This window comes from Pseudomonadales bacterium (assembly GCA_024234165.1).
In the GTDB taxonomy this organism is placed as follows: domain Bacteria; phylum Pseudomonadota; class Gammaproteobacteria; order Pseudomonadales; family UBA5518; genus UBA5518.
Map to the genome: position 1 here is coordinate 624,939 of JACKOP010000001.1, position 18,888 is coordinate 643,826.

At 65.3% G+C, this 18,888-nt stretch carries 15 protein-coding genes; 6 read left to right on the forward strand and 9 right to left on the reverse strand.

Annotated features, from left to right (window positions below; translation table 11 throughout):
* Positions 1-8: 8 nt before the first annotated feature.
* The 3 genes from H7A12_02715 to H7A12_02725 are packed head-to-tail and all read right to left on the reverse strand — an operon-like array spanning position 9 to position 1,984.
* The gene (locus H7A12_02715; protein MCP5319733.1) at positions 9-506 is read right to left on the reverse strand and encodes a TPM domain-containing protein; all 498 of its coding nucleotides are present in this window, start codon (positions 504-506) and stop codon (positions 9-11) included.
* Entirely contained in the window at positions 500-1,366 is an 867-nt protein-coding gene (locus tag H7A12_02720; GenBank protein MCP5319734.1) for a TPM domain-containing protein, read from the reverse strand. The genes H7A12_02715 and H7A12_02720 overlap by 7 nt, the downstream gene beginning before the upstream one ends.
* Before the next feature lie 3 nt (positions 1,367-1,369).
* Complete coding sequence (locus H7A12_02725; GenBank protein MCP5319735.1) at positions 1,370-1,984, reverse strand: LemA family protein; 615 nt, start codon at positions 1,982-1,984, stop codon at positions 1,370-1,372.
* Between the two features lie 594 nt (positions 1,985-2,578).
* On the opposite strand from H7A12_02725, the gene H7A12_02730 reads away from it, so the two are divergent.
* Genes H7A12_02730 through H7A12_02740 form a run of 3 tightly spaced genes read left to right on the forward strand, consistent with a single transcriptional unit; the run spans position 2,579 to position 5,792 of the window.
* A complete protein-coding gene (locus H7A12_02730; GenBank protein MCP5319736.1) occupies positions 2,579-3,511 on the forward strand; it encodes a histidine kinase in 933 nt (310 codons plus the stop codon).
* Positions 3,508-3,927 (forward strand): response regulator, encoded by a 420-nt coding sequence (locus H7A12_02735; GenBank protein ID MCP5319737.1) that lies wholly within the window; start codon positions 3,508-3,510, stop codon positions 3,925-3,927. The genes H7A12_02730 and H7A12_02735 overlap by 4 nt, the downstream gene beginning before the upstream one ends.
* 8 nt (positions 3,928-3,935) lie before the next feature.
* Positions 3,936-5,792 carry a diguanylate cyclase gene (locus tag H7A12_02740; GenBank protein ID MCP5319738.1) on the forward strand — a complete coding sequence of 619 codons (1,857 nt, stop codon included), beginning with the start codon at positions 3,936-3,938 and terminating at the stop codon, positions 5,790-5,792.
* Positions 5,793-5,806: 14 nt separating this feature from the next.
* On the opposite strand, the gene H7A12_02745 is transcribed toward H7A12_02740, so the two are convergent.
* From H7A12_02745 to H7A12_02760, 4 genes are all read right to left on the reverse strand, one after another.
* Complete coding sequence (locus H7A12_02745; GenBank protein MCP5319739.1) at positions 5,807-6,475, reverse strand: cupin domain-containing protein; 669 nt, start codon at positions 6,473-6,475, stop codon at positions 5,807-5,809.
* 2 nt (positions 6,476-6,477) lie between these two features.
* Entirely contained in the window at positions 6,478-7,074 is a 597-nt protein-coding gene (locus tag H7A12_02750) for a sigma-70 family RNA polymerase sigma factor (GenBank protein ID MCP5319740.1), read from the reverse strand.
* A 309-nt stretch (positions 7,075-7,383) separates the two neighbouring features.
* Entirely contained in the window at positions 7,384-8,571 is a 1,188-nt protein-coding gene (locus H7A12_02755; protein ID MCP5319741.1) for a methyltransferase, read from the reverse strand.
* 40 nt (positions 8,572-8,611) lie between these two features.
* Positions 8,612-9,763: an epoxide hydrolase gene (locus tag H7A12_02760; GenBank protein ID MCP5319742.1), complete on the reverse strand. Its 1,152-nt coding sequence runs from the start codon at positions 9,761-9,763 to the stop codon at positions 8,612-8,614.
* Between the two features lie 229 nt (positions 9,764-9,992).
* On the opposite strand from H7A12_02760, the gene H7A12_02765 reads away from it, so the two are divergent.
* Complete coding sequence (locus H7A12_02765; GenBank protein ID MCP5319743.1) at positions 9,993-11,930, forward strand: NAD(P)/FAD-dependent oxidoreductase; 1,938 nt, start codon at positions 9,993-9,995, stop codon at positions 11,928-11,930.
* Between the two features lie 174 nt (positions 11,931-12,104).
* Here H7A12_02765 and H7A12_02770 read toward each other — a convergent pair whose 3' ends face one another.
* Together H7A12_02770 and H7A12_02775 are read right to left on the reverse strand one after the other, a co-directional pair.
* A complete protein-coding gene (locus H7A12_02770; GenBank protein MCP5319744.1) occupies positions 12,105-14,228 on the reverse strand; it encodes a hypothetical protein in 2,124 nt (707 codons plus the stop codon).
* 75 nt (positions 14,229-14,303) lie between these two features.
* On the reverse strand, positions 14,304-15,827 hold the full coding sequence (locus tag H7A12_02775; GenBank protein MCP5319745.1) for a RimK family protein: 1,524 nt from the start codon (positions 15,825-15,827) through the stop codon (positions 14,304-14,306).
* 105 nt (positions 15,828-15,932) lie between these two features.
* Here H7A12_02775 and H7A12_02780 point away from each other — a divergent pair, with 105 nt between their 5' ends.
* Positions 15,933-17,114 carry a GNAT family N-acetyltransferase/peptidase C39 family protein gene (locus tag H7A12_02780; protein ID MCP5319746.1) on the forward strand — a complete coding sequence of 394 codons (1,182 nt, stop codon included), beginning with the start codon at positions 15,933-15,935 and terminating at the stop codon, positions 17,112-17,114.
* Positions 17,115-17,142: 28 nt separating this feature from the next.
* On the forward strand, positions 17,143-18,840 hold the full coding sequence (locus H7A12_02785) for a cation:proton antiporter (protein ID MCP5319747.1): 1,698 nt from the start codon (positions 17,143-17,145) through the stop codon (positions 18,838-18,840).
* Positions 18,841-18,888 lie beyond the last annotated feature (48 nt).

The window sequence follows — 18,888 nt, forward strand, 5'->3', positions numbered from 1 at the left end:
CACGCCGATCACAGAACCACCGGCGCATCAGCCAGCGTGTTGCTGCCAGTTCCCGGGCAGTGCTCTTCCAGCAACACACCGACCGCCGCGATCGCATCCAGTGCCCCGCGGCGGAAATCAGCCCGACCGAACGTCTGCTCCATCGCCACGCAGATCGCTTCCCAGCACCCGGGTGCAACCCGCGTTGCGATGCCGCGGTCAGCAACGATCTGGACGTCACGATCGGCGAGCAGCACGTAGATCAGAACGCCGTTGTTCTCTTCGGTATCCCATACGCCGAGTTCGCCGAAGACCTGCCATGCCCGCTGCCGCACAGTGAGTCCGTGCAGCAGTTGCCACGGATCGAGGCTGGTTTCGATCGCGAACCGGATCTGGCCACGATGACGGCATTCCGAGGCTGAAATCGCTGCCTCGATCGCCAGCATCGCCGTCGTCGGCAAGACGCGCCGCAAATGCCACGGGGGCAGCAGCAGGTGGCGCAGCACGCGTCGCCAGCGACTCACCATCTGCCCGAAGCGCCTCCACCGCCAAAACCGCCTCCGCCTCCACTGAAACCTCCCCCGCCGAAACCTCCTCCACCTCCACTGACGCCGCCACCGCGACCGAAGCCCCCGCTCGACCAGCGACCGTGACGGCTGCCTCCCGGCAACAGCACGAACAGGAACACCAGCAACGCGCTCCCCAGTGCCGGCGTCACGGCTCCGATCAGCAGCCAGACGAGCAACGCCATGGCGCCTGCACCGATGCACGCGCCACCCAGGCGACCGAAAAGCTGCCGCAGGGCCGGCCCCAGCGACAGCAGCACGAAGAACGGGATCAGCATCCAATCCGGAAGACTCGCGGGTGGGTCCGGTCGTCGCGGCGCCACCAACGCCTCGCCGTCGATTATCCGCATCAGTTGCTGTACGCCCGCGTCGATGCCAGCCGCCAATTCACCGCGCTGGAAGAAGGGTACGATCGTCTCGTCGATCACCCGCCGGGCGACGGCATCGGGCACCACGCCTTCGAGCCCGTAGCCCGCCTCGATACGCAATGCTCGATCCCTCGTGACGACCAGCAGCAACAGACCGTCGTCGACGCCCGAGCGACCGAGTCGCCACGCTTCGACGACGCGCATCGCGTACTGCTCGACCGTCTCCGGTGCGGTGCTCGGAACGATCAGCACGGCGAGTTGCGCGCCCTTGCGCAGCTCGAAGGCACGCAGCGACGCTTCGAGCGCGTCGCGCTCGACAGGGCTCAGAATCGCGCCGAGGTCGGTGACACGCGCCTGCAGCTCCGGCACCGCCACCAGCGCGTGGCCTGCGGGAGACGTCGCCCCCGCGACCAGCAGCGCGACCAGCAGCCAACGCAGCGCGATTGCCGGCACGCTTCAGTCCTGCGCCGCAGGAGCCGCGCTGCCGAAATCGACCATCGGCGGTCGGGCGATCGCGGCCTCGTCATCGACCCCGAACTGCGGCTTGACCTCGAAGCCGAACAGCATCGCGGTCAGATTGACCGGGAAACGCCGCACGATGACGTTGTACTGTTCGATTGCAGCGATATAGCGATTGCGGGCGACCGTGATCCGGTTTTCGGTTCCCTCGAGCTGCGCCTGCAGGTCACGGAACGCCGCGTCGGCCTTGAGCTGCGGATAGTTCTCGGCAACCACCAGCAAGCGCGACAGCGCCGAGTGCAGCTCGCCCTGCGCGGCCTGGAAGCGCGCGAGCGCTGCAGGATCGTCGAGTGTTCCGGCAGACAGCGTGACGCTGCCGACGCGTGCACGCGCCTCGGTGACCTGGGTCAGCACCTCCTTCTCGTGCGCCGCGTATCCTTTCACGACGTTCACGAGATTCGGCACCAGATCGGCGCGTCGCTGGTACTGATTCAGAACCTCCGACCACGCCGACTTGGTCTGCTCATCCGCGCTCTGCAGCGAGTTGTACCCGCAACCACCCAGGCCGAGCGCAAGCAGCAGTACGCACAACGGGTGCAACCAACGGTACATGATGAACTCCGTACTTTTCCGAACAAGGGCACTTCCTGTTGGACACCGCTGACACGAGTCCTCGTCAGGCGGCATACGTCGGACCAGTAAAGCATAATGGACGCTTCGATGTGGCATCGGCAACGTACTGGAGGCGGCGATTCCATGCTGCGATGGCGGGTCGAAACGCAGGTTCTTGCCGGCTTCGTGCTGGCGGTGATCGTACTGGCGATCATCGGCGGAAGTCTCTATCGCACCACAGCGAGGTTCATTGCGACCAGCGAGGCACTGGACCGTTCGCAACGTGCGGTAAACATGCTGGAAAGCATCTATTCGCTGCTGAACCAGGCGGAATCACGCCAGCGCGCCTGGCTGTTGCTCGGCGACGACGTTGAGCTGGATACGCGCGCAGACGTGCTCGTCCGCGTGGATGCCCTGCTCGACGAACTCGAGACGCTGACCGCAGGCATGCCGGCATCGCAGGCACGGCTGCCGGCGTTGCGCACGGGTATCGCCATACGCCTGCGGATGCTCGATGCAGTGCTCGACGCGTACCGCCACGAAGGCGCGGAGGCCGGACGTCGCCAGCTTGCTGCAGGACCCGGTCGCGCCGAGATGGAGCGGGTACTCGCGATGATCGTGGCGATGCAGGCCGAACTCGGCCACCAGATCGCCGCAGAGCGGCGGTCGACGGAACGCAGCGCCACTCACACGCTGTCGATGCTCGGCTTGCTGCTGCTGTTGGTCGCAGCCGCACTCGCCGCGCTGTACGCGGGCATTCATCGCGAAACGCGCGAACGACTCGCCAGCGAGGAGCGTCGGCAGTCCCTGATCGCCGAACTGCGCAGTGCAAACGGCGAACTGGAAAATTTCGCCTACGTGGTGTCGCACGACCTGAAGGCACCGCTGCGCGGCATCGGCTCGCTGGCCGACTGGCTGCTCGCCGACTACACGGCCGCACTCGACGAGCAGGGGCGCGAGTATCTGGGGTTGATGAAGAACCGCGTCCTGCGCATGGATGCCCTGATCGATGGCATCCTCGCCTACTCGCGTGTGGGGCGAACCGCACAGACCCATTCGCCGGTCGATCTGTCCGCGCTCGTGAACCAGACCCTGCAGTTGCTCGCGCCGCCGCCCGGAATCACCGTCGACATCGAAGGCGAGCTCCCGGTCGTCGCGGTCGACCCGACGCGCATGCAGCAGGTGCTGCAGAATCTGATCGGCAACGCGATCGCGCATCGCGACAAGCCGCAGTGCAGGATCCGCATCTACTGCACCGATCTGGGCGAGCAGTGGCAGATCAGCATCGCCGATGACGGCCCCGGCATCGAAGCACGCCATCACGAGCGTATTTTCCAGCTGTTCCAGGTCCTTGCACCTCGCGATCGCAAGGAGAGTACCGGCGTCGGCCTCGCGCTGGTGCGCAAGATCATCGAGCTGCACGGCGGTCGGATCTGGGTAGAATCGCAGCCCGGTGCGGGTGCCACCTTCCACTTCACACTGCCAAAATCCGCCACTCCCGCTGCCAGAGGAGGACACGACGCATGAAGTCCGACGCCAAGCCCATCCTGCTGGTCGAGGATGATCTGATAGACACGATGACCGTACGGCGCGCGCTGAAGGCACTGCACATCACGAACCCGATCGCTCACGCCGAGCACGGCGAGGCCGCACTCGCATGGCTCGGCGATGCGCGCAACGATCGCCCATGCCTGATCCTGCTCGATCTGAACATGCCGGTGATGGGTGGAATCGAGTTTCTGCGCATCGTGAAGACCGAGGGCAATCCGTTGCGCCGCATACCGGTCATCGTGCTCACCACTTCCGAGGAACAGCGTGACAAGGTCGAGAGTTTCGATCTCGGCATCGCCGGCTACATCCGCAAACCCGTTGATTACCAGCGCTTCGTCGACACCATGCGCACCGTCCACGCCTACTGGACGATCAGCGAAATGCCGGAGTGAAGCCCGCGATGGAGCGTGCTGGCGTGCGCATTCTGCTGATCGACGACGACCTTGTGGACCGGCTCGCCTGCCGGCGTGCACTCGGCTCGCATCCGGATTACGACTTCGAACTGCTCGAAGCGGCCACCGGTCGTGAAGGGATCGAGCTCGCACGCTCGACGCGCCCCGGAGTGATCCTGCTCGACTACCATCTGCCGGACCTCGACGGCATCGGTTTTCTGGCCGAGCTGCACGCGCACGACGGCGGCACCGATATTCCGGTGCTGATGCTGACCGGAGCCGACAACGTCGGCATGGCCGTGCAGGCCATGCGCCATGGCGCACGCGATTATCTGGTCAAGGACGGCGAACGCACCCATCTGCAACTGCTGCCGGCGGTGATCGAGCGTGTACTGCGCGAACAGCGTCTGGACGGCGAGAAACGTGCTGCCGAAGCCAGGTTCCGCACTCTCGTGGAACAGATCCCGGCCGTCACCTACATGGCAACGTCCGACGGCTCGGCCCGGCTGCTCTACATCAGCCCGCAGGCGAGCGCACTGGGTCTGGATCCGCAACGCCTGCTCGAGGATCCCGAAGGCGTGCTGGCGCAGGTTCATCCGCAGGACCGCGAAGAACTGCGTGCTGCCTACGCACGCTGCTGCCATGGCGGCGAACCACTGCATCACGAATACCGCGTGCTGGACAAGAGCGGTGCGATCCACTGGCTGCTCGACGAAGCACGGCTGGTTCACGCTGTCGACGGCACACCTCCGTTCCTGCAGGGCGTACGCATCGACATCACCGAGGACAGGCGTACCGACGACGAACTGCGCCAGCGGCTGGAGCAGATGGTCGATGAGCGCACGGCACGCATCGCCGAACAGACCCGGCTTCTCGCGGCGGCGAACACCCGTCTCCTCGCCGAGATCGAAGAGCGTCGCCAGGTCGAAGCGGCGCTGCGCACGAGCGAGGAGCGGTTCCGGCTGCTGCTCGAGTCGGCTGGCGAAGGAATCTACGGACTCGACACGCAGGGTCGCTGCACCTTCGTGAACGATGCCGCCCTCGAAATGCTCGGCTACCGGCGCGAAGAGATGCTCGGCCGCAACACGCACCAGCTGATCCACCACAGCCACGGCGACGGCACACCTTATCCACCCGAGCAATGCCGGATCTACGATGCGTTCCGCACGGGTGTTGCGTCTCGCGCTCAGGTGGAAGCGCTGTGGCGAGCAGACGGCACGGCGCTGAGTGCCGAATATTCTTCGCATCCGTTGCGCGTCGGCGATGAAATCCTGGGCGCTGTACTGGTTTTCCGTGACGTCACCGAAGCACAGGCGCGTGCCACACGCCTGGCATGGCAGGCTTCACACGACGCGCTGACCGGCCTGGCGAACCGTCGGGAGTTCGAGATACGGCTTGCGAACGCGATCGAGAACGCTCGCTCCAAAGGGGACACACACGCACTGTGTTACCTCGACCTGGATCGCTTCAAGGCGGTCAACGACAGCTGCGGACACGCTGCCGGCGATGAACTGCTGCGTCATGTGAGCCAGCTGCTGCACCAGCGATTGCGCCAACGCGACACGCTCGCGCGCCTCGGCGGCGATGAGTTCGGCGTTCTGCTCGAACACTGCCCTGTCGACAAGGCAGTGGAGATCGCCCGGGAGCTCTGCGCGGTCGTGCGTGAATTGCGCTTCACCTGGCAAGGCCACGAGTTCAGGATCGGCGCCAGTATCGGCGTGGCGCCGATCGACCCCTCGGTACGCGACGTCGCGACCCTGATGAGTGCGGCCGATGCAGCCTGCTACGCCGCAAAGTCAGCCGGTCGTGGTCGCGTGCACCTGTTCGACGAGACTGCCGCGCAAGCTCCGGACGGGCGTCCCTGACGGCGCTCCGTGACTCAGCGCGGATGCAGGCGCAGGAACGGATTCGCGATACGTCCGAACAGACCACCAAGCCGGATCGGTGCCTCGAGAACCCCCAGACACAGACAATCGGCCTCCGGTGCGGCAACGGGCCGGTGCACGTCGGTTGTGCCGCGCAGAACGAAATCCCCTGCACGATAACATCCCTCGTGATCCGCAAACGCACCACTCAGCACCACCGTGATCTCGCTGCCGCAGTGTCCGTGCTCCAGCACGCGCGAGCCGGCACGGATACGATAGAGCGCCACTTCTCTTTGCGGATCACCAAAGCGCAGCCGGGAAGTGCGCACCCCTCGCCCGCTGCGCTTCCACTCGAGCTGCTCCACTCCGGCCGGGGCGAGTCGCCGCAGCGCACGCGGCAGGCCTGCACAGCCACCATGGGCGGGTAGTTGCACCGCTTCGGCCGCGGATGCCGGACTGCTGTCGTCCAGGCGCTGCAACAGCCGTGTGAATGCGTCCTCGGCAACCGGTACCGGATCGAGACCGCCAAGCAATTCGCCACCCAGTCGATTCAGTTGTCGCATTCCGTCACGACAGCGGCGGCAGAAATCGAGATGCACGGCCATGGCAAGTGCCACCGCACCCGGCAGGCTGCCGGCAGCGTAATCGTTCAGAAGGTACGGGTCGGGATGGTGTCGGGGCATCGTCACGGCTCTCGGCGGTCCAGCATCGGTTTCAGCTTGCTCAGCGCCAGGCGCACCCGCGATTTCACCGTCCCCAGCGGCAGGCCGAGTTCCGCCGCGACCTCCGTATGCGACTTGCCTTCCATGTACACCTTGTCGATGATCCGACGCTGCTCCTGCGGCAGCATCCGCAACGACTCGCGCACCTCTTTCCGGGCGCGCTGCTGCTGTACTTGCTCGTCGAGCAGATCCTCGTCGGTCCCCAGATCCCACAACTCGTCGACATCGACTTCTTCGCGCACCCGGTATTTCCTGCGCAGCAGATCGATGCGACAGTTGCGCGCCAGCGTGTAGATCCAGGTCGTCGCACTCGCCTTGGTCGCATCGAAGGTGCAGGCCCGGTTCCACACCTTCAGCATGACTTCCTGCACCAGCTCTTCAGCCGACGCATTCGACGCCATACCGGGGCTGGACAGTGCAAAGGACTTCAGCAGCGGTGCAAAGTGGCGGAACAGTTCTGCGTACGCGTGACGATCACGCTGGCGCGCCACCGCTTCGAGCCGGGTGCTCCACACGTCGACGTCGTGCACGGCTTGCACTGTCGCCACAGGCTTGTTCATGGTCGGCCATGGTCCATGGCTTGGTCCGGCAGTGTAAACCACGGTCAGCGCCAGATGGCACCACACTCAGGCCCTGCATCTCCTGGTTCCGGTACGGACAACTTCGATGCCGCGTTCTACGCGCACATCCCGGCAGCGGATCACCGTGCCATCCGGTACCGGTACCGGTCGACCGGCGCGTGGCAACGCCTTCGCACCGGTGGGACACCGTCGATGCATCCCTGCAGGCTCGAGTGCCGCATCCCTGCGGCACACGCCCCCCGATGCGAAGGCGTTGCCACGCGCCTCGTGATGTCTTGCGATGCCGTCTCAAGCCAGGCGTGCGTCGATCAGCAGATTGCGCGGCGACAGCTCGCGTGCGCAGAAAGTCCCCACGCCGACGCGATAGCCTGCCTCGACCAGGAATTGCGCGCGATCGAGCACCAGCCACAGCTCCAGCAGGCGACGAAAGCGGTGACGCACCAGATCGAAGGCACTCACCTCGCGAAAACGTGCGGCACCGGCACGCTCGTAGCACGCGAAATCGAGCGTGCCGGGCAACGTGAGCTGCTTCATTGCAGCGATGTCACGGCAATACGCTGCAAAGCCATGCTGCAGCACCGTCGCCGGCTGCGCGGGCAGCGGCAGGTAATCATCGACACCCCGCAACTCCCGTTGCAGCAGGTCGAAGCCGAGCTGCCATTGCTGCATGCGGCGGCGCTGACGCCGTGCATGCCCCGCTGCGGTCACCGTTTCCTGCACCGCGGTGCGCAGGTCCGCAGCCACCAGAGGCGGTGCGGTACGAACACCCTCGCGTGACAGTGCCAGTGGTGCCTCGACCGCCGTCAGGTGATAGCAGCACGGCGCACAGGACAGCGCCGCCACGCGCGCCCCGACGCCCACCTGCAACAAGCGCTGGTGCAGTGCCCCGCAGGCATGCAGCGCCAGGACATGGCATTGCGGAGAGAGCCAACCCAGCGCCTGCGTTTGCATCACGTCGCAGACGTGCAGGTTCACGTCCACCCCGCTACGCTGCACCAGTTCCTCGCCCGCGTGCACCCGTCTGACATCTCGCTCCAGCGCATCGAAGGCGCAGGATCGCCACTGCCAGCAGGCCGCGCGCGCCAGATGCCCCTTGCCGGCACACCAGTCGATGCCACGCTGCCCGCCCGACGGCACCGCCCCCAGAAAGGCCTCGATCTGCTGCCACTTGCGCCCCGGAACCGTACTTGCAAACCCGGATGGCCACGGGCGAAGCGCCATGCGTGGCCAGGCACCTACCGCTTCGAGTCCTGCGACTGCATCGAGTGGCAACCAGCGTGCGAGCCAAGCCTGCGCCGCGTGCGGCTCGGCGTGCAGTGCCTCGACCTGCTCCAGTCGCAGCGCACGCAGCGCGGCAGCGAGCTCCGGCAGTACGGCCTCCCAGGCGGGTCGTCGCTCGCGAAACGCCACCGATCGCCACAGCAGGGCGTGCTCGCGAAGCGTCTCCCCGCAGTCGGCCAGGCGTCCGGCAATCACTTCATTCCGAATCGGGCCCGTTTCGGCGCCGATCGGGCGTTCAGCGCATATGGCGGAAGCACTCACGCAGTTCATCAACGAAGATTGCCGGTTGCTCGAACGCGGCAAAATGTCCGCCGCGCTCGAGTTCATTCCAGTGCACGAGACGACTGAAGCGCCTTTGCGCCCAGCGCCGCGATGGCCGCAGGATCTCGCGTGGAAAGATGCTGATGCCGACCGGCACGTCGAGCGGATCCATGTTCGGTGTGGCCATGCTCTCCCAGTAAAGACGCGCCGAGGACGCAGCCGAGTTCGTCAGCCAGTACATCATCACGTTGTCGAGCAACTGGTCGCGTGACAGCGCATTCTCCGGGTGCGCCGCCGCGCCTTCGCCGCAGTCGGTCCAGGCGCGAAATTTCTCGATGATCCACGCCGCCTGGCCGGCCGGCGAATCGGCCAGACCGTAGCCCAGGGTCTGAGGTCGTGTGCTCTGCTGCTTCGCGTAGCCCGACTCCAGATCCTGGTAGTGCTGCATGTCGGCGAGTGATTTCTGCTCCGCAGCAGTGAGCTTGGCGAATGTATCGGGATCGGGCGCAACGATTGCCATGTTCAGGTGGATGCCGCGACAGTGTGCGGCGTCCGCCTGCGCCAGCGCGACCGTGACCATCGCACCCCAGTCACCGCCCTGCGCGACGTAGCCCGCGTACCCGAGGCGGTGCATCAACTCGCGCCAGGCAAGTCCGATGCGTTCGACGTTCCAGCCAGCCTCGCCCGGTTTGTCCGAAAAGCCGTAACCGGGCAATGCCGGGCACACGACGTCGAATGCATCACCGGCATCGCCACCATGCGCAACCGGATCTACCAGCGGTCCGATCGCGTCAAGGAACTCGATCACCGATCCTGGCCAGCCGTGGGTCATCACCAGCGGCAATGCCTGCGGGTGCGGCGAGCGTACATGGATGAAATGGATGCCGAGGCCGTCGATCACGGTACGGAATTGCGGCAGTGCGTTCAGCCGCTGTTCGATGCGCCGCATGTCGTAGCGTCCGGCCCAGTAGTCACACACCTCGCGCAGGTAAGCGAGCGGGATGCCCTGGCTCCAGTCGGCGGTGGGCTCGCGATCCGGCCAGCGCGTCGCAGCCAGCCGCCTGCGCAGTTCTGCCACCTCGGCGTCGCTGACCGCCACCCGGAATGGAATGATCGTGTCATTCATGAGCGCCCCTCCTGTTCCATCGTGTCATCCAAAAGATCAATCGCACGTTGAGTGTGGATCCGGATCGGATCATTCTGCCAATGGCACGGTTCATTCTTGCATTGCCGGCGTGTCGGCTCAAAGCCGAATGGCCGCACACAGCGTCATACAAATTACGATACGACGCCATTTCCGAAAACCTGCCGACCCCGGCATAATCCCCCCCCTGTTTACGCGAGAGAACACACCGATGACGCAACGTTTCGATCCGGCCGGCCTGCCCTTCGACGATGACGACGCGACCATCATGGCCGCGCTCGAAGAGGCCAGCATCCCGTGCCTGATGCTGTCGATGATGCACATGAGTGGTGACTACGCGCTGCTCGACAGCGGATTGCGCCCACTGACGTGCACGCTGAACGACGTGCAGTGTGGCATGCCACCGGAGCAGCAGGCGGAAGTACGCCGACACGCGCTCGACGTGATTCGTGCCTACCGCGATCGCGGCTGCGCACTGCCACCGCCACCCGATCACGACACGCTGCAGCGGATGATGGGTTTCCTCGTCGCCGGCGAAGTGCCGGCCGAATACGTGCCGATGATGCTCGAGGAAACCGAACTGGACGGGCGCGACGCCCGCGAGGTCTCGTTCGCACACATTCCGTACGCTGCGCGCCGGTCGCTGCCGGTGCTGGTGATCGGCGCCGGCATGTCCGGAATCCTCGCAGGCATCCGCCTGCGCGAACAGGGCATCGCATTCATCATCGTGGAGAAGAACGCGGGCCCCGGCGGCACCTGGTATGAAAACACCTACCCGGGCTGTCGCGTCGACGTCGGCAGTCATTTCTACTGCTATTCGTTCGAGCCAAACCTCGAATGGAGCGAATTCTTCGCACAACACCGCGAACTGCGCAGCTACTTCGAACACTGCGTGCGCAAGTACAAACTCGAGTCGCACATACGCTTCAATACCGAGGTGATCGCAGCGCGCTACGACGAAGCGGATGGCATCTGGCGCGTTACGATGCGCTGCGGCGGCGAGGAGTTCACGCTCGACGCACGCGTGCTGATCAGCGGTGTGGGCCAGCTCAACCGTCCCAAGCTGCCCGACATCGATGGGATCGAGCGCTTCGCGGGACCGAAGTTCCACTCCGCCCGCTGGGATCACGGTGTCGATCTGGCAGGCAAGCGCGTGGCCGTGATCGGCACCGGGGCCAGTGCATTCCAGCTCGTTCCCGCGATCGCACCGCTTGCACGCGAGGTCACGGTGTTCCAGCGTTCGTCGCAGTGGATGTTCCCGAACCCCGACTACCACCGCGCAATCGGCGACGGTGCACGCTGGTGCTTCCGCCACCTGCCCTACTACGGGCGCTGGTACCGCTTCCTGCTGTTCTGGCCAGCGACCGACGGCAACTGGGAGAACACGTTCATCGATCCGGCGTGGCCGCACCAGGAACGCTCGGCAAGCGCCGCCAACGACTTCACGCGCGAGATGTTCAGCGAGTGGATCCACCAGCAGTGCGGCGACGATGAAGCACTGTTCCAACGCGCCGTGCCACGCTACCCGCCGCTTGCCAAGCGCACGCTGCAGGACAACGGCAGCTGGCTGCAGGCCCTGCGGCGCGACAACGTGACGCTGGTCGACGAGGCGGTGGCTGCGCTGGGAACCGATGTGGTGCGCACTGCAGACGGACGCGAATTCGGGGCCGACGTCGTGGTGTTCGCCACCGGCTTCCACGCCAACCGCTATCTTTGGCCCATGGAAATCAGCGGCCGTGGCGGCGTTCGCCTTGCCGAGCGCTGGGGCGACGATCCGGCGGCATACCTCGGCATTGCCGTACCCGAGTTCCCGAACCTGTTCCTGATGTACGGACCGGCGACCAACCTGGCCGCCAGCGGCAGCCTGATCTTCCACGGCGAGTGCCAGGTACGCTACATCATGGGTTGCATCCGTGCGCTGCTGGAGCGCGGTGCACGCACGATCGAAGTACGACAGGACGTGCACGATGCGTACAACCGCAGGCTGCAGGACACGCTGGCACGCTCCATCTGGTCGCATCCGGCAGTGGCACACAGCTGGTATCGCAACGCGCAGGGACGCGTCACGGTGCTCTCACCGTGGAAACTGCTCGACTACTGGAACTGGACCCGCGAGCCCCGACTCGACGACTACCACGTCGAATCGTAGCTCGCAGGCGTGCCGGGCGCTGTCAGACGAACCTGAACCATCGTGCCCGGCAATCTGCTGCGAAGGGTTGCACGGTGCATGGCGATGCCTTCGTGTCGCGCCGGGACGCGGCGCTCGTGCGTTGACATGGTCCGCGCGTGAGACAACGCCTCGTAACGTCGTACGACATCGTCCCTACAACGCCAGCAACCGGTCCAGCAGACCGGTATCCTTCAGGAACGCGTACAGCCACCACACGATGAACAGCAGTGCGAGCAGTTTCGGCCACGCACTGCGACGTGCGGCGAAACGATCGCTCGTGCTGCCCGCCCCCGATGGCAACGTTGCAACCCCGGTGAGACGCGCACCGAACGGCACGCTGATCAACGCGCGTGCGTTCACCGCCCAGCCGTTGGCGTCGAGCAGCGGTGCGATATTGCGCCGGCGCAGCTTCAGGAACGCCATGACCATCGACGGCGCCGAGATCAGCAACATCACGCCAAGCACCAGCAGCGGCACCTGCCAGTCCTTCACGTCGGCAACAGCCTTCATGAAATAGCCGAACGCCGTACCCAACGACCCGACCGCCACCCCGAGAGCAGCTACCGTGCCGACGTCGATCTTCTTCGCCGGCGCCGCACCCGGCCTGGCGGCAGCGGCTTCGGTCACCGTATCCTGCATGCGTGCACTCGCTGCCTCGTCGGCAGCCGCGGCGCGTTTTGCAACCTGCTCCTCGACGAAGCGTACCAGCTTCTTGTACGGCGCCCAGAACGCCTGGCGCACGCTGATCGGGTTGTCGACGATGCGCGTGATCGTGGCGTCCCAGTCGCGCCCCTTGCGGTCGTAGAAGATGCCGTTGCGACCGACCATCAGGTTGTCCGAGTCTCCGCCGGTGAACGCCGCGACGATCTGCATGCTTTCCCCGCTCGCGCTGCGCACGCAGTCGCAGTAGGCCAGGTAGGCTCCGGCCATGCCGGCCAGCGACGCATGCTTGCCCGCATCGTTGACCTGCAGGCACAGCGTGCAGCTGCGCTGGTCCAGATACAGCGTGCCGCACTGGAATATCGCCGGCTCCTGCTGCTCGTAGAAATCACGGAAGTTGACGAAATTGCGCGTGAGCCGGGCAAGATCACGCCTGAAGCCGATCAGCTTCACCAGATCGCCGAGTGCATTGAACGCCGGCTCGAGCGCGAGATCCTCGTCGATCAGGGCGCCCATTGCCTTGCCGAACCCATCACCTGCCAGATGCTCCAGACGCACTGCATCCAGATCGGCCAGCGCCGTGGCGGGTTTGCGTGCCTGCCAGTCTGCATAGGGTGCAAGACGTGCACAGAGAACGGCCCAATCGGTCTCATCGAGCGTATCGCGCTCTCCAAGCAGCGGCTTTGTCACCACCTCGCGCAGTTCGCCGAGTGCGCTCGCCCAGGCCGGGTTGACCGACCCGGCGAGCGGCAGACGTGCATGCGCCGTGATGCGCGCAAGCGGGAAGTTGCGGATCTCGTCGTTGCTGACACCGAGATCCTGCGCAGCGAGCGCAAGCCACGCGCTCTCTTCGCGATTCAGCGCGGCTTCGGCGCGCGCATCGAATGCCGCCAGGCGACAGCGCGCAAAGAAGTCATCGACTTTCGCCTTCACCGCCTGCAACGCCACGCTGGCTGCCGCCGTGCCCTCACCGGCAGGCAACAAGACGCCCGGGTCGACGCCACCCTCACGCTGCCACACCAGGCAGGCAGCAGCGGCGGCCTGTGCTGCGGTGACACCGTCACGGCTCAGCCCCGCTTTGCCGTCACGTCCTTCGACTGCAAAACCGTTGTCGACGAGCAACTGGATATCGGCCACCAGCGCGGCATCGTCGCTGCTGTGCGGGTGCACCACGCCGTCGCCATTCAGTCCGCGCGCGGTCAGCCGTTCGGCCGCGGCCGTGGCGGTCACCATATCGATCACGCCGGCATCGGGGCGCTCTGCATCGCGCAGCACAGTGCGTGCGGCGATGGCGATGGCAGCTCCCATCTCCGTTGTTTCGTCGATTGCAGCGAGCGGCAGCGCGTCATCATCCTGCAGCAGTTCATCCGGCGACGACAGGCAGGACAAGGCCCATTGCAGTGCCACCAGCAGTTCGGAGGCGCGCACACGTCCGTCGCCGTCGGTATCGATCAGCGCCAGCGTCGTCGGGTCGCATTCCAGACCGGCGACCGGACACGCCAGCGCCGCCCACAGCTTCTGGTCGAGTTCGGCGAGGTGCGCAAAATCCTCACCACGCTCCAGACTGACCTGATCGAAACCGCCCGCCTTGAAAAACCGCCACTGATGCACGTCCATGCTCCTTGATCCTGTTCTTAGGGTAGCGGTGCTCCTGCACCTGCCGAGCGATCATCCCGTGCGTGCGATGCGACGTCAACGGGGACGGTTGGCGCGCTGCTCGTCGAGGCGACGCAGGAAATCTTCCATGATCAGATGGTAGAGCTCGAATCCGAGATATTGGTCCTCGACATCGGACTCGATGCTGGGATTGTCGTTGACCTCGATCACCGCAATACGATCGCCCGACTGCTTGATATCGACCCCGTAGAGCCCATTGCCGATCGGCCGTATGGCGCGCAGCGCGGCCTCGATCACTGCACGCGGCACCTCGTGCGTCGGCATCGTCTGGTAGCGCCCGCTGTCCACATCACCGCCGGCCCCATAACGGTAGATCTGCCAATGGTCACGTACCATGAAATACTTGCAGGCGTAGATCGCACGGTTGTTCAGCACGCCGATGCGCCAGTCGTAATCGGTGTAGAGGTACTCCTGCGCGAGCAGCAACGCCGACTTGCGGAACAGGTCGCGCAACTGTTCCTGCAGTTCGCTCTCGTTCGCGACCTTGACCACGCCCCTGGAAAACGAACCGTCAGGGATCTTCAGCACCATCGGGAAACTCAGGCCTGCGAGTGCGGCCATCGTGCGTGGGTGGGACTGGCGCATCAGGATGCGCGTGTCCGGCGCCGGAATGCGCCGCATCCGCAACAGGTCGGCCAGATAGACCTTGTTGGCGCAGCGCAGGATCGAGGTCGGGTCATCGATCACGACCATGCCTTCGGACTCGGCCTTCTGCGCGAAGCGGTACGTGAAATGGTCGATCGCGGTGGTGGCGCGGATGAACAGCGCGTCGTATTCCTGCAGCCTCCCGTAATCGCTGCGCTTGATCAGTTCGGCCGCAATGCCGAGACCCTTCGCAGCCTTCAGGAAATGCTTGATCGCCTTGGCATCACTCGGTGGTTGTGGCTCCTGCGGGTCGACCAGGATCGCCATGTCGTAACGATAGCGCGTGCGCTCGCGCGGACGGCGCCACACCACGCGGCTGTAGCGCTCCAGCGCGTTCGCGAACACCGTCTGCTCGGCGTCGTCCAGCTCGCCCGGAGAAAGTGGCGTCAGTGCCGCTATCTCCCAGCGCGTGCGCTTGCGAAACTCGATCTCCAGAATCGGACACGCGACACGTTCGAACAGGTGGCGTGCCAGTGGTGCCAGAATCTCTTCCTGCACGGTACCGAAATAGCTGCGGACCGTGAACGACTCCGGGCTCTGCGGCGAATGCTCGGCGACCAGCTTGTCGACGCGCTCGCCAATGTCGTCGAATTCGAGAATGAACAGCTTGCGGTTGCGCAGGATGTTCAGCGTAGCCACTCCCGGCAGCACGCGGTGTCCGCGCGCCTCGGCGAGCAGCGAGCAATAGTATCCGCGCGACAGGTAGCGGTCGCTGCGACAGAGATTGATGACGCGCAACGGCTGCTTCAGCGTCTCCTCGCCCAGCGCGAGATAGTCCGCAAAGGAAATGACGTGCTCACTGGGGTAGAAAGGCCCCCAGTCGGAGAGATCATCGACGACTATCTTGAGCACGGAAGCATGCGGCTGAGAAAAATGTGCGCGCGATCGTAGCAGACACCGCGCCGCATGACAGCAGGCTCTGTTTGCGCATTTTTGCGTGTACCATCGGGCACGGCTAGACTGCGCGGGGCTATCCCGTGCTGGTGGAGTGAGAACTGCATGGAACGTGATGCGTCGCAAGCGACGGGCCTCATCCCGGCAGTAGCGACTGCGACGCCGACCGTGCGCGAGGCAACACTGGACGATCTGGACGCGCTGGTACGCCTGGAAGACGACTCCTTCGACAGCGACCGTCTCAGCCGACGCAGCTTTCGCCGCTTCCTGCAAAGCGACATCGACGACCTGCTGGTCGCTGCGGATGCATCGGGCCTGCTCGGCTACATCCTGCTGCTGAAACACCGTGGAACGCGACTCGCGCGGCTCTATTCGATCTGTGTCGATCGCAACGCACGCGGCCGGGGCATCGCCGAGGCGTTGATGGCTGCGGGCGAGGAAGCCGTACGTCGTGCCGGCTGCGCGCACCTGCGCCTCGAGGTGCGACGTGACAACCAGGCGGCGATCGCGCTGTACCGCAAGCTCGGCTACCGCCTGTTCGGCACCATTCCGAACTATTACGAGGACGACGAGGAAGCGCTGCGGTTCGAGAAGCGCATCCGCTACTACAGCGGCACGCGCTCCGACCTGTTCGTCCCGTACTACGGCCAGACCACGCCGTTCACCTGCGGACCGGCCTGCCTGCTGATGGCGATGCGGGCACTCGATGGCGCTGCGGCGATGGATCAGCGCGAGGAACTGCGCCTGTGGCGCGAAGCGACCACGATCTTCATGACCTCGGGCCACGGCGGTTGCGGGCCGCGCGGATTGGCGCTCGCGGCACGCCGGCGCGGTTTCGACGTGGCAATCCACCTGAACGACGACCGCGTGCCGTTCATCGACGGTCTGCGCGACGAGGCCAAGCGCCAGGTGCTGACCGTGGTGCACGAGGATTACCACGAGCAGGCACTCGCCACCGGCATTCCGATCGTGTATCAGCCGCTCGGCGTCGAGCAGATGCAGCAAAACCTTGCTCGTCACGTGGTACCGGTGGTTCTGATCAGCTCGTACCGCCTGACCCGCGAAAAGGCACCGCACTGGGTCGTGGTCGCGGCCATCGATCGCGACTTCGTATACATCCACGACCCCGACATCAAGCCCGAACGCGACGAGACCGACACCGACAAGACCTATGTACCGATCGACCGTGCAGCATTCAGCCGCATGGCGCGCTTCGGGCAATCGTCGACCCGCGCCACCCTGCTGATCGGTGCCAGACGGCGGCGCCGCGCGGAGCGCAGCGCATGAGCGCGGGCACGGGCGCAAAGATCAGGACATGAGTGCCGACTTCCTGCTGCAGGTGCTGATCCTGCTCGGTGCGATCGTACTCGTGGTACCGATACTGCAGAAGATCGGCGCCGGCTCGGTTGCTGGCTACCTCGTCGCGGGACTGCTGATCGGCCCGCCGCTGCTTGGCCTGGTGACCGAATTCGAGCTGATCGGCTCAATAGCCGAGTTCGGCGTCGTGTTCCTGCTGTTCTCGATCGGCATCGAACTGCGTCCGGCGCGGCTGTGGCTGATGCGCCGGCTGGTGTTCGGCCTCGGCACGGCACAGTTGCTGCTGTGCGGGGCAGTGCTCGCGGCTGCGCTCCATCTGGGCGGATTCACGCCCGCTGCCGCAACCATCTGCGGTCTCGCGCTGGCGCTGTCATCGACAGCCATCGTGGTGCAACTGCTTGCCGAGCGGCGCGAACTCGCCTCGCAGCGCGGGCGCGCATCCTTCGCGATACTGCTGATGCAGGACGTGGCCGTCGCACCGTTGATCACGCTGGTCTACCTGCTCGGCGCCAACGGTGCCGATGCCAGCGATGGCGCCCTGCACGCGATCCTGAAGGCGCTGGCTGCTCTTGCTGCCGTGCTGATCGTGGGTCGCTTCGCCTGGCGTCACCTGTTGCCTACGCTGGCGACGCTGCGCAACGCCGACATGCTGGTCGCCGCGGCGCTGCTGCTCGTGCTGGGCGCCGCCTGGCTGATGGAGAATGCCGGCACGTCGCTCGCGCTCGGCGCGTTCCTCGCCGGAGTGCTGCTCGCAGATTCCCCGTTCCGCCACCAGGTGGTCGCCGACATCCAGCCGTTTCGGGGCATCCTGCTCGGCCTCTTCTTCATGAGCGTGGGCATGTCGATCGACCGTGACGGCGTGCTTGCCAATGGACCCACCCTGCTCGCACTCGCGCTGGCTCTGATGGTGTTGAAGGCGCTGCTGATCGCGGTGTTGCTGCGTGCATTCGGACTGGGCACGCGTGATGCGATAAAAGGCGGCGCGCTGCTGGCGCAGGCCGGCGAATTCGCACTGATCCTGTTCGCACTGGCCGCCAGCCAGTCGCTGATCGATGCCGAAGACCGCCAGTTCCTCTACCAGTTGGCGGTGACCAGCATGCTGCTGACACCGCTGGTGGATCTGCTCGGTACGCGTCTGGCACGCAGCTTTCCTGCAGCGGTGCCTGTCAGCGGCAAGACCCCGCCCGAATCCGGGCAACTGCACCGGGGGCATGTGGTGATCTGTGGCTTCGGGCGCGTGGGACAGCAGGCTGCACGCGTGCTCGAGGCAAACGGCACACCGTGGATTGCGATCGACGTCTCCAGCACCACCATCGAACAGGCACGCAACGCACGGCTGCCGGTCTTCTACGGCGACAGCGGACGCAGCGAGATCCTGCGTGCGCTCGACGTCGAACAGGCAGCGCTGGTGCTGATCACGCTCGACGACCCGGCGGCCTCCGAGCGCACTCTGCTCGCACTGCGTCAGATCGTGCCACGAATACGTGTGATCGCACGCACGAGCGACGACACGCAGGCGCAGTTGCTGCGCGCGCACGGCGTGCTGCGCGCCGTGCCGGAGACCACCGAGTACAGCCTGCAACTTGCCCTGGCCGCGCTGGGCGAACTGGGTCTCGACGAACAGCGCTGCCACGAACTCGAATCGGCTTTCCGTCGCGACGAATACGCCCGTCTGCTCGGGCGCGAAGCTGCATGACCGCCGGGCCTGCCTGGCCCACCACCAAACTCCCCGCAATCAGTGTGC

Bases quoted from the DNA above. Each gene is read 5' to 3' on its own strand.
- H7A12_02715 (MCP5319733.1), bottom strand. From the start codon at position 506: ATGGTGAGTCGCTGGCGACGCGTGCTGCGCCACCTGCTGCTGCCCCCG.
- H7A12_02725 (MCP5319735.1), bottom strand. From the start codon at position 1,984: ATGTACCGTTGGTTGCACCCGTTGTGCGTACTGCTGCTTGCGCTCGGC.
- H7A12_02730 (MCP5319736.1), top strand. From the start codon at position 2,579: ATGGAGCGGGTACTCGCGATGATCGTGGCGATGCAGGCCGAACTCGGC.
- H7A12_02735 (MCP5319737.1), top strand. From the start codon at position 3,508: ATGAAGTCCGACGCCAAGCCCATCCTGCTGGTCGAGGATGATCTGATA.
- H7A12_02740 (MCP5319738.1), top strand. From the start codon at position 3,936: ATGGAGCGTGCTGGCGTGCGCATTCTGCTGATCGACGACGACCTTGTG.
- H7A12_02745 (MCP5319739.1), bottom strand. From the start codon at position 6,475: ATGCCCCGACACCATCCCGACCCGTACCTTCTGAACGATTACGCTGCC.
- H7A12_02750 (MCP5319740.1), bottom strand. From the start codon at position 7,074: ATGAACAAGCCTGTGGCGACAGTGCAAGCCGTGCACGACGTCGACGTG.
- H7A12_02760 (MCP5319742.1), bottom strand. From the start codon at position 9,763: ATGAATGACACGATCATTCCATTCCGGGTGGCGGTCAGCGACGCCGAG.
- H7A12_02765 (MCP5319743.1), top strand. From the start codon at position 9,993: ATGACGCAACGTTTCGATCCGGCCGGCCTGCCCTTCGACGATGACGAC.
- H7A12_02770 (MCP5319744.1), bottom strand. From the start codon at position 14,228: ATGGACGTGCATCAGTGGCGGTTTTTCAAGGCGGGCGGTTTCGATCAG.
- H7A12_02780 (MCP5319746.1), top strand. From the start codon at position 15,933: ATGGAACGTGATGCGTCGCAAGCGACGGGCCTCATCCCGGCAGTAGCG.
- H7A12_02785 (MCP5319747.1), top strand. From the start codon at position 17,143: ATGAGTGCCGACTTCCTGCTGCAGGTGCTGATCCTGCTCGGTGCGATC.